The organism is Pseudonocardia kongjuensis (assembly GCF_039526905.1).
GTDB classification, from domain to species: Bacteria; Actinomycetota; Actinomycetes; order Mycobacteriales; family Pseudonocardiaceae; genus Pseudonocardia; species Pseudonocardia kongjuensis.
Genome location: NZ_BAAAJK010000030.1, coordinates 81,585 through 95,963 on the forward strand (window position 1 = coordinate 81,585; position 14,379 = coordinate 95,963).

General features: G+C 74.8%; 11 protein-coding genes. 5 read left to right on the forward strand and 6 right to left on the reverse strand.

All coding sequences use genetic code 11. The features are described 5' to 3' along the window. Window positions 1-175: 175 nt before the first annotated feature. The 5 genes from ABD160_RS22960 to ABD160_RS22980 form a co-directional block, all read right to left on the reverse strand. On the reverse strand, window positions 176-2,557 hold the full coding sequence (locus tag ABD160_RS22960; RefSeq protein ID WP_344025850.1) for a molybdopterin-dependent oxidoreductase: 2,382 nt from the start codon (window positions 2,555-2,557) through the stop codon (window positions 176-178). Further along, complete coding sequence (locus ABD160_RS22965; RefSeq protein ID WP_344025852.1) at window positions 2,554-3,405, reverse strand: NADPH-dependent oxidoreductase; 852 nt, start codon at window positions 3,403-3,405, stop codon at window positions 2,554-2,556. Before ABD160_RS22965 ends, ABD160_RS22960 begins: the two co-directional genes overlap by 4 nt. Before the next feature lie 259 nt (window positions 3,406-3,664). Next, window positions 3,665-4,969 carry an acyl-CoA dehydrogenase family protein gene (locus ABD160_RS22970; protein WP_344025854.1) on the reverse strand — a complete coding sequence of 435 codons (1,305 nt, stop codon included), beginning with the start codon at window positions 4,967-4,969 and terminating at the stop codon, window positions 3,665-3,667. Between the two features lie 66 nt (window positions 4,970-5,035). Further along, on the reverse strand, window positions 5,036-5,485 hold the full coding sequence (locus tag ABD160_RS22975) for an RrF2 family transcriptional regulator (RefSeq protein ID WP_344025857.1): 450 nt from the start codon (window positions 5,483-5,485) through the stop codon (window positions 5,036-5,038). A 119-nt stretch (window positions 5,486-5,604) separates the two neighbouring features. Continuing rightward, window positions 5,605-6,912, reverse strand: a complete 1,308-nt coding sequence (locus ABD160_RS22980) for an acyl-CoA dehydrogenase family protein (RefSeq protein WP_344025859.1) — start codon at window positions 6,910-6,912, stop codon at window positions 5,605-5,607. A 221-nt stretch (window positions 6,913-7,133) separates the two neighbouring features. Here ABD160_RS22980 and ABD160_RS22985 point away from each other — a divergent pair, with 221 nt between their 5' ends. The 3 genes from ABD160_RS22985 (at window position 7,134) to ABD160_RS22995 (ending at window position 11,702) form a co-directional block, all read left to right on the forward strand. After that, window positions 7,134-7,886 carry an FkbM family methyltransferase gene (locus ABD160_RS22985; protein WP_344025861.1) on the forward strand — a complete coding sequence of 251 codons (753 nt, stop codon included), beginning with the start codon at window positions 7,134-7,136 and terminating at the stop codon, window positions 7,884-7,886. A 29-nt stretch (window positions 7,887-7,915) separates the two neighbouring features. Then, window positions 7,916-10,501: a CDP-alcohol phosphatidyltransferase family protein gene (locus ABD160_RS22990; protein ID WP_344025863.1), complete on the forward strand. Its 2,586-nt coding sequence runs from the start codon at window positions 7,916-7,918 to the stop codon at window positions 10,499-10,501. A gap of 235 nt (window positions 10,502-10,736) precedes the next feature. Next, window positions 10,737-11,702, forward strand: a complete 966-nt coding sequence (locus ABD160_RS22995; protein ID WP_344025865.1) for an SAM-dependent methyltransferase — start codon at window positions 10,737-10,739, stop codon at window positions 11,700-11,702. Between the two features lie 190 nt (window positions 11,703-11,892). Here the strand turns inward: ABD160_RS22995 and ABD160_RS23000 are convergent, their stop codons facing one another. Beyond that, entirely contained in the window at window positions 11,893-12,348 is a 456-nt protein-coding gene (locus ABD160_RS23000; protein ID WP_344025867.1) for a GNAT family N-acetyltransferase, read from the reverse strand. Between the two features lie 78 nt (window positions 12,349-12,426). Here ABD160_RS23000 and ABD160_RS23005 point away from each other — a divergent pair, with 78 nt between their 5' ends. Together ABD160_RS23005 and ABD160_RS23010 are read left to right on the forward strand one after the other, a co-directional pair. Then, entirely contained in the window at window positions 12,427-13,074 is a 648-nt protein-coding gene (locus tag ABD160_RS23005; RefSeq protein ID WP_344025869.1) for a TetR/AcrR family transcriptional regulator, read from the forward strand. Further along, entirely contained in the window at window positions 13,071-14,336 is a 1,266-nt protein-coding gene (locus ABD160_RS23010; RefSeq protein WP_344025871.1) for a DUF418 domain-containing protein, read from the forward strand. Before ABD160_RS23005 ends, ABD160_RS23010 begins: the two co-directional genes overlap by 4 nt. Window positions 14,337-14,379: the final 43 nt, after the last annotated feature.

Here is a 14,379-nt window from a genome sequence, read left to right on the forward strand (position 1 = left end):
GCCGAGTGGACAGTTCCGTGGTCGATGAACCGGCGTCGGGTCAGCGCGCTCCCGCCGGGACGACCGGTGCCGGCGACGGGACCCGACGGGCGTCGTGCGCCCCGGCAGGTCGTCGTCCCGATCACCGTCGAAGTCTCGCCCGCGCCGGGTGCGGGCGTCCAACGACGAATCGCCATCACGACCGATCCCGATCCACGATCGATCGGGCCGGGCGGACCGGCACCGGCGGCTCGTAGGCGCGGACCGGCGGGACCGGTCCGTCCCAGCGGGCGACCTCGACCGCGGTGTGCTGCCCGGTGCAGCCCTGCGCCAGTGACGACGTGCCCACGTCCCGGGTCAGCACGTTCGGGTTCCCGTGCACGCAGAACGGCACCGGCGCGGCCGGATCGGCGGGATCGAACCAGGCTCCGGTCGGCAGCTGCACCACGCCGCGCAGGATCCGGTCGGTGACCGCCACCGCGGCCAGGCAGGCACCGCGGTCGTTCGCCACCCGGACGAGATCGCCGTCGTCGACGCCGCGCGCCGCGGCGTCCGCGGGGTGCATGCGGAGCACCTCCCGGCCGCGGACCTTCCGCGCCGCGCTGTGTGCGCCGAAGTCCAGCTGCGAGTGCAGCCGGGTGGCCGGCTGGTTGGCGACCAGCCACAGCGGGTGCCGGGCGTCCGGCACGTCGGTCGGCGGGAACCAGGCCGGATGCCCCGGGGCGTCGGCGAGACCGAACCCGGCGACGGTCGCCGAGCCGATCTCGATCCGGCCGGACGGGGTCGGCAGCGGAGCGGACTCCGGGTCGGCCCGGAACGCGGCCAGGATCCCGCCGTCGTCGGGGAGCTGCGGGAGCGCCAGCTCGCCGTCTTCCCAGAACCGGTCGAACGACGGCGCCGGCAGCCCGGCCGCGGCGAGCGCCGCGCGGGTCGTCCCGTAGAGATGGGCGAGCCACTCCCGCGCGGTCCGCCCCTCGGTGAACGCCGCGCCCGCGCCGAGCCGGTCCGCGAGGGCGCTGAAGATCGTGTAGTCGTCCCGGGCCTCGCCGGGCGGATCGGCGAGCCGGTGCATGGCCGTCATCACCGGGTCGAACGGGCCGGCCCCGATGTCCTCGCGCTCGATCGTCCAGGTGCTGGGCAGGACGACGTCGGCGTGCCGTGCGGTCGCGGTCCAGGCCGGCTCGTGCACGACGAGGGTGTCCAGCCGGCGCACCGCGCGGCGCAGCCGGCCGAGGTCCTGATGGTGGTGGAACGGGTTCCCGCCGGCCCAGTAGGCGAGCCGGACGTGCGGGTAGCGCAGCCGCCTGCCGTCGTGGTCGAACTGCTCGCCCGGGTGCAGCAGCATGTCGGCGATCCGCGCGACCGGGATGACGGAGCGGACCGGATTGGTGCCCTGCGGCAGCGCGGCGATCGGGACGGCCACTCGTCGTCGTCCGTAGTGGCCGATGGAACCGAGGCCGTACACGAACCCGCTGCCGGGCAGCCCGATCCGGCCGAGCGCGGCGGCCAGCGCGATCGCCGCCCACACCGGCTGCTCGCCGAACTCGGCCCGCTGCAGGGACTGGGCGACGGTCACCAGGGTGCGGCCACGGGCGGCGCTGCGGGCCAGCCCGGTGATCGTGGCCGGGTCCAGCCCGGTCCGGCCGGCGGCCCAGGCGGCGTCCCGGACCGTCCCGTCGGCGGAGCCGTCCAGGTACCGGACGAGCTGGTCCCAGCCGACGCAGTACCGGTCCAGGAAGGCGCTGTCGTGCAGCCGCTCGCTCACCAGGGTGTGCAGCATGCCCAGCACGAGCGCGGTGTCCGAGCCGGGTGGCACCGCGATCCACTCTGCGGACGCCTCGGCCGGAAGATCGTCGCGCAGCGGCCCGACCAGCACGAACCGGGCACCGCGGGCCGCTGCGGCGCGCATCGCGTCCCGCTCGACGTGAGTGCTGATCCCGCCGCCGCCGACCGCGCTGTTCTTCAGTGCCATGCCACCGAACGCGAGGACGGTGTCGGTGTGCGCGGCGACCTGGTCCCAGGTCACCGGGCCCTTCGACACGGTCTCGCTCGGCCCGAGGACGTGCCGCAGCACGACCTCGGCGGCGGCACCGCTGTAGGACCCGACCGAGCGGGTGTAGCCGCCGACGGCCAGGTTGAGGAAGCGGTGCAGCTGGCTCTGGGCGTGGTGGAACCGCCCGGCGCTGGCCCAGCCGTAGCTGCCGCCGTAGATCGCAGCCGGCCCGAAGCCGTCGCGCACCCGGGCGAGTTCGCCCGCCAGCCGGTCCAGGACCTCGTCCCAGCCGACCTCGACGTGGTCGTCGGTCCCCCGGCGGTCGTCGGGCCCGGGGCCGTCCTCCCACCAGCCGCGGCGCACCGCGGGTCGCAGGACGCGGGCGCGGTGCCCGACCGCCGACGCGACGTTGCCGAGGATCGGGGACGGATCGGGGTCGCCGGGCCGCGGGACCACCCGCAACGCGCCGTCCTCGGTACGGGCCCGGAACGCTCCCCAGTGGGTGCTGTGCGGTCGCCAGTGCGCGCCGTCCGACCGGTCCGTCCCGCTGCCCGTCGGCCCGCTGCCCGTCGGCTCGCTGCTCATCGGAGCGGGAATCCCCGCTCCTGCAGTGCCTCGCGCAGCAGGTGCCTGCCGTGCAGTCCCTCGACCGACCCGAACCGGGCCGCGACCCGCTCCGCCCAGCTCCCGGCGAGCCCCTCGTCGGCGTAGAACTCGGTCAGCAGCCGGTCGTAGCCGGTCAGCTGTTCCGCCGTGCCGTCGGCCGAGTAGCGCTCCCGGTGCAGGACGACCTCCTGCGGCAGCCGCGGCTTGACCGGCGTGGTGTGCACCGGGTCCGGCCGGCCGACGACCAGCCCGAACACCGCCACCACGTGCGGCGGCAGCCCGAGCTCCTCGGCGACCTCGGCCGGCCGGTTCCGCAACGCACCGATGTAGACGGTGCCGAGCCCGAGCGACTCCGCAGCCAGCGCGGCGTTCTGCGCCGCCAGCGCGGCGTCGACGAACGCGACGATCGTGCTCTCCAGGTAGTCCGCCCCCGCGGTCTCCCCCGTGCGCTCCGCGGCGATCGTCCGGGCCCTGGCCAGGTCGGCGAGCCACACCAGCAGCAGCGGCGCCTGCTCGATGTGCCGCTGGCCGCCGGCGAGCGCGGCGAGCCTGGCCCGCCGGTCTGCGTCGCGCACCGCGACGACGCTCCAGAGCTGCAGGTTCCCCGACGTCGCCGCGGACTGGGCGGCGGCGACCAGGGTGGTCAGGACGTCGTCGGGCACCGGATCGGGCAGGTAGGCGCGGACCGAGCGGTGCCTGAGCTGGGCCTCGACCACCGCGGACCAGGCGGGCGGCGGGAGCAGCGGGGTGTCACCGCCGTAGCGGGCGCGCAGGCGGGCGGCCGGGGACGCGGGACCGGTGTCCGGGGATGGGGTCTCGTCGGGCATCGTGCGGGAACCTCTCGGCATGCGGGGGCCGCCGCGACGCGTCCGGGCGGAGGTCTGCCGATCTCGGCGTGCGACCCGGAGGAGCGCAGGATCCGGCCCGGGACGGGGGTCGGTCAGCGGAGCCGACAGCTCGCGGGGTTCTCGTGCGGCACGGGTCGACCCTAGGCCGACCGCCCACCGTGCTGTCCAATGCGAAGTCCGCATCGACGGTGATCAGCAGACGTGATCGGTGCCGGCGCCGGGGCCGCCCCGGCACCGCTCAGCCCCGCCCACCCCCCGTCCCCCATCCCTGCATCGACCGGCTGAAGGCGAGGTCCTCGTCGTCGACGAAGGTGTCCGGCCCGAACCCCCGGTCGGTCATCACGCCCCACGCCCGCCGGCGCTGCATGCCCAGGTTCCCGGCGTCGTAGAGGGAGAACACGGCCGCCTCCCGGTAGTACCGGGCCAGCGGGAACCTCCGGTCGAGCGCGTTCACCCCGACCAGCCGCATGCAGTCGGTGACGACGCCCTGCATCGACTCGGTGCAGTAGGTCTTGTTCATCCCGCCGAGCGCCTGGCCCTGCCCGGGGTGCCGGTCCAGGTAGTGCGCGGCCTTCCAGGCGAAGTAGCGGGCGGCCTCGATCCGGGCGGCGATGTCGGCCAGCAGGTGACCGACGGCCTGGTGCCGGATGATCGGGACGGTGCCGCCGCCGGTGTAGGTCCGGGCCCAGTCCAGGGCGAACTCGTAGGCCCCGCGGGCCAGGCCGACGGCGGCGATCGCCGCGATCGGGCCGGACCAGGTGAAGTTCCGGTTGACGAGCAGGTCGCCCTCGCCGACGGCGAGCACGTTCTCCTCCGGGACCCGGGCGCCGCGGAAGGTCATCGTGACGTTCTGGCAGGTGCGGTGCGCCATCGTGTCGATCACCTCGTGCTCGACGCCGTCGGTGCCGCGCTCGACCAGGATCGCGCTGAGCGCCCCGGTGCCGCCCGCGTCGCGGTCGGTCCGGACGACGCACAGGGTGACGTCGGCGCCGCGCAGGTCCCAGCCGCCGGCGTTGCACGGCCAGTGCTTCTCGCCGTACAGCACGTACTCGCCGTTGGCCCGGTCGTGGTCGGCGACCACCTGGATGCCGCCGCGCGGGCTGGGATGGTCGAAGTTGGCCGTCCCGCCGCGCTCGCTCACCGCGAACCCGGCGAGGAAGTCGACGTTGTCGCGGTCGGTCGCCCGGCGCAGCCAGCGGTCGCGCTGGGTCTCGGTGCCCGACCACAGGATCGGCATCAGGGCGAGGCCGTTGACCAGCAGCACGGTCGGGAAGCCGGGATCGACCGCGCACAGCTCCTCGACGACGAGCAGGAAGTCCACCGTGGACGCGCCCCCGCCGCCGTACTCGCGGGGCAGGAACATCGTGCTCAGCCCGGACGCGACGGCCTGCTCGTAGACCGGCTTGATGAGGCGGAACGCCTCCTGCGGGTCCGGGTGGGCGTCGGCCCGCTCGGCCGCCGGGCGCAGCACCTCGCGGGCGAACTCGCGCGCCGCGTACTTGAGCGTCCGCTGCTCGGGCGTCAGCTCGAAGTCGACAGCCATCCGTGTGCCCTCCTGCCGAGCCGAACAGAGCCGAACAGGGCCGGGCCGGACGCCGGCGGGCGGCGCTCAGCTGCCGGTGGCGCCCTGGATCATGCCGAGGGCACCGCGCAGTCCCTGGTCGTTGACGGCGACGTCCTCGATGGTCGAGGCGTCGAGCACCTCGAAGTAGGCGTCCAGCGCCTGGGCGAACACGCTGCGCGCGCCGCAGACACCGGCGATCCGACAGTAGCGGGCCGGCCCCAGGCACTCGACGACCGCGAAGTCGTTCTCCATCGTGCGCATCACCTCGCCGACGGTGATGGTGGCCGGATCGCGCACCAGGCGCACCCCGCCGCCGCGGCCGCGGCTGGTCTCCACCAGCCCGGCGCCGGCGAGCCGCTGGACGACCTTGTCCAGGTGGTTGCGCGACACCCGGTGCGCGGCCGAGATCTCGCCGACCGAGCCGCGCCGTCCCGGCGCCACCCGCAGGTAGAGCAGGACGCGCAGCGCGTAGTCCGCATGGCTGGTGTGCCTCATCGTGGCGCCGCTCCCGTCGCTGCACTGGCGCCTCGAACGGTACCTGTTGCCCGCCGCGGAACCCGGCCGACACCGCCACCGGCCCCGCGGGACCGGTGGCGGCGCGGACCGGGCGCGGATCAGGGGACGAGCGTCCCGATGCCCTCGTGCTCCTTGCCGAAGCGCACGTACTCGTCCTCCATGATCGCCCGCGGGTTGAACAGCGGATCGGCGAGGATGCCGTGCACGCGACGGCGCTGCATCCCCATGTTGCCGCCGTCGTAGATCGGCAGGACGGCCGCCTCCCGCAGGATCTTCCCGAAGCCGTTCTGCAGCTCCAGGCTGTTCACGCCGACGATCTGCATGCACTTGTAGACGCAGTCGAACATCAGCTCGGTGACCTGGATCTTGTTCATCGCGCCGACCAGCTCCGCGTGCTGGTCGTGCTTGTCCAGGTAGTCCGCGGCCCGCCAGGAGAAGGCGCGGGCCATCTCGATCTTCGACGCGACGTCGCCGAGCACGTAGCCGACGTTCTGGAAGCCGATGATCGGCCGCAGCGCGCCCGCGGTGTTGCCCTTGGCGAAGTCCAGCGCCATCTCGTAGGCGGCCCGGGCCATCCCGACCGCCGCGATCGCCGCGACCGGCCCGGACCAGGCGAAGTTCCGGTTGATGACCAGATCGCCGTTGCCCTCGGCGCCGGGCAGCAGGTTCGCCACCGGGATCCGGGCGTTGTCGAAGACGATCTCGGCGTTGGACGCCAGCCGGTGCCCGATCTTGTCGAGATGCCGGTAGGTGACGCCGGGGGTGTCCCGCTCCAGGACGAGCGCGGACAGGCCCTCGGTGCCGCCCTTCTCCGGGTCGGTGCGGACGATCAGGGTGCCCGCGTTCACGCCGCGCTCGTCCCACCCGGCCGACGACGGCCAGTACTTCCGCCCGTTGACGACGAAGTGGTCGCCGTCGCGTACCGCGGTCAGCCCGACGCCGGCCGGGCGCGGCAGCGGGATGTCGAAGTTCGCCGTGCCGGACGGGTTGCCGGGGGGCTCGCTGGCGGTCCAGCCGCCCAGGTACTCGCCGCTCGGGTCGGACGTCGCCGCGCGGAGGAACCGCTCCTTCTGCTCCTCGGAGCCGTACCAGGCGACCGGCATCAGGCCGAGCCCGTTGCACAGGACGGTGCAGGCGAAACCGGGATCCACGACGCAGATTTCCTCGGCCGCGACCACCAGGTCGACGCAGGAGACCCCACCCCCGCCGTACTCCGCGGGAAGCATGCACATGGCGATCCCGGCGCGGTACGCCTCGACGTAGGCGGGCTTGGTCAGCTGGAAGCCCTTCAGCGGGTCCGGCTCCGCGTCCGCGGCCGCGACCACCGGCTTCAGCACGTTCTCGGCGAATGCTCGGACGTCGTACTGCAGCTTCTTCTGCTGGTCGGACATCGTGAAGTTGATCATCAAGACCTCTCCGGGACGAGCACGACAGGGACGGGATGCGCCCACGGACCGGTGACCGGTGCCCGCTCCACGAGCAGCGAGGAGAGCATCCAGAATCGGTGTTTCAGATACTTGTTTTGTGAGTTACAGCACCATAACGACACCGTCGATGCCCGACAATCCGCCGTACGTGACCGCCCGGCCCCGCGCCCGCCGGCCCGCGCCGACTACCCTCGGCCCGCGTGCTGACCCGTGCCTTCGGAATCGCCCGCTCCCTCGCGATGTACCACGGGATCCCCGGGCGGCAGCGCCGGATGCGCGAGTTCTACGCGCCGTTCCTCGGACCGGGCGATCTCGCGTTCGACGTCGGCGCGCACGCCGGCAACCGGGTCCGCGCCTGGCGGTCCCTCGGCGCGCGGGTGGTCGCCGTCGAGCCCCAGCCCGACTTCGTCCGGCTGCTGCGGCTGTTCTTCGGCCGCGACGACGGCGTGACCGTGCTGCCCACCGCGCTCGGGGCCCGCCCGGGCACCGCCCGGCTCGGGATCTCCCGGGCCACGCCGACCGTGTCGTCGATGTCGGAGGACTGGCGCAGCACCGTCGCCGACGACTCCGGCTTCGCCCGGGTGCGCTGGGAGGACCAGGTCGCGGTGCCGGTCACCACCCTCGACGAGCTCGTCGCCACGCACGGGACGCCCGCCTTCTGCAAGATCGACGTCGAGGGCTTCGAGGCGGACGTCCTCGCCGGGCTGTCCCGGCCGCTGCCCGCCCTGTCGTTCGAGTACCTGCCCGCCGCGCACGACGCCGCGCTGGCCGCGCTGGCCCGGGTCGAGGCCCTCGGGCGCTACGTCTACCGCTACTCCCCGGTCGAGACGATGCAGTGGGACGACAGCGCCGGCGGGCACTGGCTGGACGCCGGTGAGCTGCGGGCACTGCTCGACCGCCGCCGCCCGCTGGGCCGCTCCGGCGACGTCTACGCCCGGGCCGCCCCGGCGTGATCGTCCGGGCTCGGGCATCCTTGACGGTCGTGATTCCCCGTCTCGCCCGGGCCCTCGCGACCGCGCCGGTCGCCCGGCAGCTCGTGGCCGGTGCCGCACTGCTGGCCGTCGTGCTGACCCTGCTCGCGGCCTTCACCGACGTGGGACTGGTGCGCGCACTGCTCGGCGCGGCCCTCGGCGCCGCGGCCGCGGCGGTGCTCGCCCGGGCCGCCCGGCGGACCCCGGACCCCGCCGGCACTGACTCCACCGGCACTGACCCCGCCGGCGCCGATCCCGCCGGCGCCGATCCCGCCGGCGCCGATCCCGCCGGCGCCGATCCCGCCGGCGCCGATCCCGCCGGCGCCGATCCCGCCGGCGCCGATCCCGCCGGTGCCGATCCCGCCGGCGCCACGGATGCGGACCCCGTAGCCGCACCCCGGCCCGGCCCGGCCGCGGCACCGGTGTCCGGCGGTGCGGTGACGCTCGGTCCCGCGGGCGTCGTCACGCTGGCCCGCGGCGTGCTGGTGGTCGCGGTCGCGACGCTGATCGGGCTGGACGGCCCCGGGCAGGTCGCGCTGGTGGCGCTGGCACTCGTCGCGTTCGGGCTCGACGCGGTGGACGGGATCGTCGCCCGCCGCACCGGCACCGCGAGCGAGCTGGGCGCCCGGTTCGACATGGAGACCGACGCGCTGCTGCTGCTGGTGCTGTCGGTGCACGTCGCGATCGCCTCGCACCTGTGGTGGGCGCCGGCGCTGGGCCTGCTGCGCTACGCCTTCGTCGGCGCGGCCCGGGTGCTGCCGTGGCTGCAGGGGTCGCTGCCGGTGCGCCGCTCGGCGAAGGTGGTCGCCGCGCTGCAGGGCGTCGTGCTGATCGCCGCCGCCGCCGGGCTGCTGCCCGGCACGATCGGGCACGCCGTGCTCGCGGTCGCGCTGGCGGCGCTGCTCTGGTCGTTCGGGACGTCGGTGGTCTGGCTCTGGCGGGCCGCCGACGAGCACCCGGTCCGCTGGCGGGCGGCCGGTGCCGCACTGCTCACCACGGTCTGTGCGGCGCTGGTCGCGCTCATCCTGGTGCTGCCCGGCGACCCGGTGAACATCGTGCCGGCGGCGTTCCTGCGGCTGCCGATCGAGATCGTGCTCGGCGTCGCCGTCCTGGCGCTGCTGCCCGGCCGGGCCCGCCGGATCACCGGTGCGGTGGCCGGGCTGCTGCTCGCCGTCGTCGGGCTGCTGAAGCTGTTCGACCTCGGCTTCGTGATCTTCCTGGACCGCCCGTTCGACCCGGTCGCGGACTGGGTGCTGATCGGCAACGCGCAGGAGTTCCTGCGCGGCACCCTCGGCCCGGCCGGCGCGGTGCTGGTCGCCGTCCTGGCCGGGGTGCTGGCCGTCGGGCTGCTGGTGGCGACGGCGCTGGCGGTCGTCCGGCTCGCCGGTCTGGCCGCCCGGCACCGCCGGGTCGCGCTGCCCGGCGCGGCCGCGCTCGGCACGGTCTGGCTGGTCGTGTGGGCGGTCGTCGGGGCACAGCTGGTGCCCGGCGTCCCGGTCGCCGCCGCCGATGGCGTCACCCAGCTGCGCGACCGGGCCGTCGGCATCCCGGCCGCGATCGCCGACCAGCGGTCCTTCGCCTCCGAGCTCGCCGAGGACGCCTACGCCGACGTCCCCGGCGACCAGCTGCTCGGCGCGTTGCGCGGCAAGGACGTCGTGTTCGCCGTCGTCGAGAGCTACGGGCGGACCGCGCTGGAGGACCCGGAGATGGCCCCGCGCACCACGGCGCTGCTGGACGACTCCGACCGCCGCCTCGACGACGCCGGGTTCGACTCCCGCAGCGGGTTCCTGACCTCCCCGATCAGCGGCGGCGGCAGCTGGCTGGCGCACGCGACGCTGTTCTCCGGGCTCCGGATCGACGACCAGCGCCGGCACGACGCGCTCGTCACCTCGGACCGGCTGACCCTGGTCCGGGCGTTCCGCGACGCCGGCTGGGAGACCACCGCCGTCATGCCCGGCACGACGCGGGCCTGGCCGGAGGCCGACTTCTACGGCCACCAGCGGGTGCACGCCTTCGACGGCCTGGACTACCAGGGGCCGCCGTTCAGCTGGTCCCCGATGCCGGACCAGTACGCCCTGTCGGCGTTCTCCCGGCTCGAGCACGACCGCACCGACCGCGGGCCGCTGATGGCCGAGATCGCGCTCACCTCCAGCCACGCGCCGTGGACTCCGGTGCCGCCGATGCTCGGGTGGGACGAGGTCGGCGACGGCTCGGTCTACGCCCCGTACGCCGATGACCAGCGCACCTTCGAGTCGATCTTCGCCGGGGACCCGGACGCGATCCGCGAGGACTACCTGCGCTCCACCGAGTACGCGCTGGAGGCCACTCTCGGCTGGATCGAGCGGTTCGGCGACGACGATCTCGTCGTCGTCATGCTCGGGGACCACCAGCCCGCCTCGGTGGTCACCGGCGCCGCGGCGAGCCGGGACGTCCCGGTCTCGATCATCACCCGGGACCCGGAGGTGCTCGACCGGATCGACGACTGGGACTGGTCGGCCGGGCTGCGGCCGCCGCCCGCCGCGCCGGTCTGGCCGATGGACGCCTTCCGCGACCGCTTCCTCGACGCCTACGGGCAGCCGATCCCGGCCGGACGGTGAACGTGCGGCGCCTCCCGCACGTTCACACCGGTAGCGGCCCCACGACGGCGCGACGACCCGGAGGAGACACAGTGATCGGCAGCACCCGGACCAGCAGCACCGGGACCCGTAGCGGCGGGGGACGCACCGGGGCCCGCACCGCCGGAACTCGTACCAGCGGGACCCGCACCGGCGCCGGCATCGCCACGGCCCCCAGTGCCGGGCCCCCCGGTGTCGGCCGAGAGCGCGGCCTGGCGTGACCGCCCCGCTGCAGGGTGCGGCCGGATCGCAGAGCTGCCCGCCGGACTGGCTGGCACTGCGCGAACCCGCCGACGCCGACGCCCGCTCCGCGACGCTCGCCGCCGCCCTGCGGGACGCGCTGCCACCCGGGCCGCTGCTGGTGCGCGATCTCGGCTGCGGCACCGGCTCGATGTCCCGCTGGCTCGCGCCGCTGCTGCACCGGCGCCGCGACGACCGTCCCGCGCAGGCGGACCGGCCGGCTCCGCCGGACCACCCCGCGCACCCGCACCGGTCCACCCGGCCCGCGCCGCCGGACCTGCCCGCGCCGCCGGACCAGCCCGCGCAGCCGGACCAGCCCGCGCCGCCGGACCAGCACTGGATGCTGCACGACCGCGACGCCGAGCTGCTCCGCCACGCGGTCGCCGATCTGCCCGCCGGGGTCACCGGCGAGGCCGCGCCCGGCGACCTGACCGCGCTGGACGCCACCGCGCTGGCCGGCACCTCCCTGGTCACCGCGTCGGCGCTGCTCGACATGCTGACCGCCGACGAGATCGAGGCGCTGGCCGATGCGTGCACCGGCGCCGGGGTCCCGGCCCTGCTGACGCTGTCGGTCACCGGCCGGGTCCGGTTCGATCCGGCCGATCCGCTGGACCGCGAGCTCGCCGCCGCGTTCGACGACCACCAGCGACGTGTGACCGGCGGGCGGCGCCTGCTCGGCCCGGACGCGGCCGCCGCCGCCACCGACGCGTTCACCCGCCGCGGCGCCCGGGTCCGGACCGCGGAGACACCGTGGCAGCTCGGACCGGACCGCCCCGGCCTGCTGCGCGAGTGGCTGGCCGGCTGGCTGGACGCGGCCTGCGAGCAGCGCCCGGAGCTGAACGGGCCGGCCGGGGCCTACCGGGACCGCCGGGACCGCGAGCAGGCGGCGGGGACGCTGCGGGTGACCGTCGGCCACGCGGACCTGCTGGCACTGCCCGCCTGACCGGCACCGCACCGACAGACGCACCCGGCCCACCCGGCCCACCCCGTTCACGGGCCCACCCGGCGCGATCCAGCACGCCATCGCGTCCGCACGGGATCGGCCCATCCGCACGGGATCGGATCCCGTGCGAACGCAGCGAACCCGTGCGAACCGCGGCCGGCGCCCCGCTGCCCCGGGCCGGTCGCGTGGGTCAGCGCGTCCGCGCGTCGTCCGGACCGGGGCCGGTCTCCCAGGTCACGAAGACCGAGCGGTCGTCGACCTCCGCCCCGAGCGACCGGTAGGTGGCGAGCGCCGCGACGTTGTCCCGCCCGGTCCCGGTCCACATGCCCGTGCAGCCCCGGCGACCGGCCTCCTCCCCCAGCGCACGCAGCAGCGCCGCTGCCACCCCGCGGCGGCGCCAGGGCTCCTCGACGCCCAGCTCGTAGACGAACATCTCGGGATCATCGTCCGGATGGCGCATCTCGATCCCGGACACGAAGCCGATGCCGGTGCCGTCGGCGGCCCGGGCGAGCAGCAGCAGGTGCCCCTCGCGGCGCAGGAAGTCGGCCGCGCCGTGCGCTGTCACCGGCCGGTCGAACAGGAACGCGTTCGCGACGAGCAGATCGGGATCGCGCACCCGCTCGATCGTCGGCGGACCCTCTCCCATCGGTCACCCCCTCGGTACGACGACCGCTCCCGACCCCGATCGTTGCACAGGACTGACCGAGCGTGCTAATTCTAATCCATGCGGTCAGAAAATAGCCCGACCGGTCAGAAGCGGCGTTCGGTCATCGAGGACGTCCGGCGCGCGCAGATCATCGACAGCGCCGTCGCGACCATCGCCGAACTCGGCTACGCGAACGCCTCACTGGCCCGGATCGCCGAGCACGCCGGCATCAGCAAGGGCGTGATCGCGTACCACTTCGCCGGCCGGGACAACCTGGTCGACCAGCTCGTCGAGCACCTGTACCGGGAGATCACCGAGTTCGTCGTGCCGCACATCCAGCGCGAGACGACCGCGGTCGGGCGGCTGCGCGCCCGGATCATCGCCGTCGGCGGCTACGTCGGCGCGCACCGGGCCGAGATGGTCGCGCTGGCCGAGATCCTCAACAACCTCCGCGACGCGCAGGGCCGGCTGCGCTACGGCGACGAGTTCAACGAGCCGCTCTACCGCGGCATGGAGGAGATGTTCCGGGCCGGCCAGGAGTCCGGCGAGCTGCGCCGGTTCGACACCCGGGTGATGGCGGTGACCGTCCAGGCCGCCATCGACTCGATGGTCGCCTACGCCGACAGCTATCCCGATCACGACGTCGACGCGCACGCCACCGAGCTGGCCGACCTGTTCGAGCACGCCGTCGGCGCCACACCGCACCAGCACAGGGGGGAACCATGACCACCGACCACGCACGGTCGCCCGCACCGCCCGGCACGGCCGGGCCCACCGGCCGGATACCGGGGCCGGACCTCGCCCGGGGGATCATGCTGTTGCTGATCGTCCTGGCGAACACCCCGTACTACCTCTACGGACGACCGCACGGCGGGATGGGCGCGCACCCGGTCGACGGATCGGTCGCCGACCGGATCGTCCAGGCCGTCCTGATCACCACGGTGGACCTGCGGGTCTATCCGATGTTCGCGTTCCTGTTCGGCTACGGCCTGGTGATGATCCTGCGACGGCAGCGCCGCGCCGGGCTCTCCGACGACGAGGCACGACGGCTGCTGCGTCGCCGCAACCTGCTGCTGGTCGCGTTCGGCGCGATGCACGCCCTGCTGCTGTGGGGCGGCGACGTGCTGGGTGCCTACGGCCTGTGCGGGCTGGTGCTGGTGTGGCTGTTCCTGCGCCGGTCGGACCGGACGCTGCTGGTCTGGGCCGGCGTCGGCACCGGGCTGCTCGCGCTGCTCGCGGCACTGTCGGCACTGGAGGGGCTCGCCGTGCTGGCCGGGGAGCAGCCGCCGAACGACCTGGGTTCCGTGGTCACCGTGCTGGCGCGGGCGAGCGTGTCCGACCCGGACGTCCTCGGCGCCGCGCTGGCACGGATGACGATGTGGCCGCTGCAGGTGCTGGTGATCCAGGGTCCCGTCGGGATGGTCGTCCCGGTGTCGATCCTGCTCGGGTTCTGGGCCGCCCGCCGCGGCGTGCTGGAGCGCCCGCAGGAGCACCGGCGGCTGCTGTGGATCACCGCCGTCGGCGGCATCTCGATCGGCTGGCTCGGCGGGCTGCCGCTCGCGCTGAACCACATCGGGGTGCTCGACGCGCTGTCTCCGGCGATGTCGTCGTTCGCGATGCCGCAGATGCTCACCGGACTGGCCTGCGGCCTCGGTTACGTCGCGGTGTTCGGGCTGGTCGGCGGCCGGTTCGCGGACCGGCCGCCCGGGCCGCTCGGCGGCGCGCTGACCGCGGTCGGGAAGCGGTCGCTGAGCTGCTACCTGGCCCAGTCGGTGCTGTGCGCCCCGCTGCTCGCGGCCTGGGGCCTGGGTCTCGGCGGGAGCCTCGGCAGCGCGGCGACGGCCGCGTTCGCGATCGGGGTCTGGCTGCTCACGGTGCTGTGGGCGGTCGCGCTGGAACGGCGCGGCGCTCCCGGCCCGGCCGAGGCGCTGCTCCGGCGACTGGCCTACGGTCCCCCGGCGCCGGCGCCGGCGCCGGCCACCACCTGATCGGTCCGCACGGGTTCCCGCCGTTCGCACGGCATCGGATCCC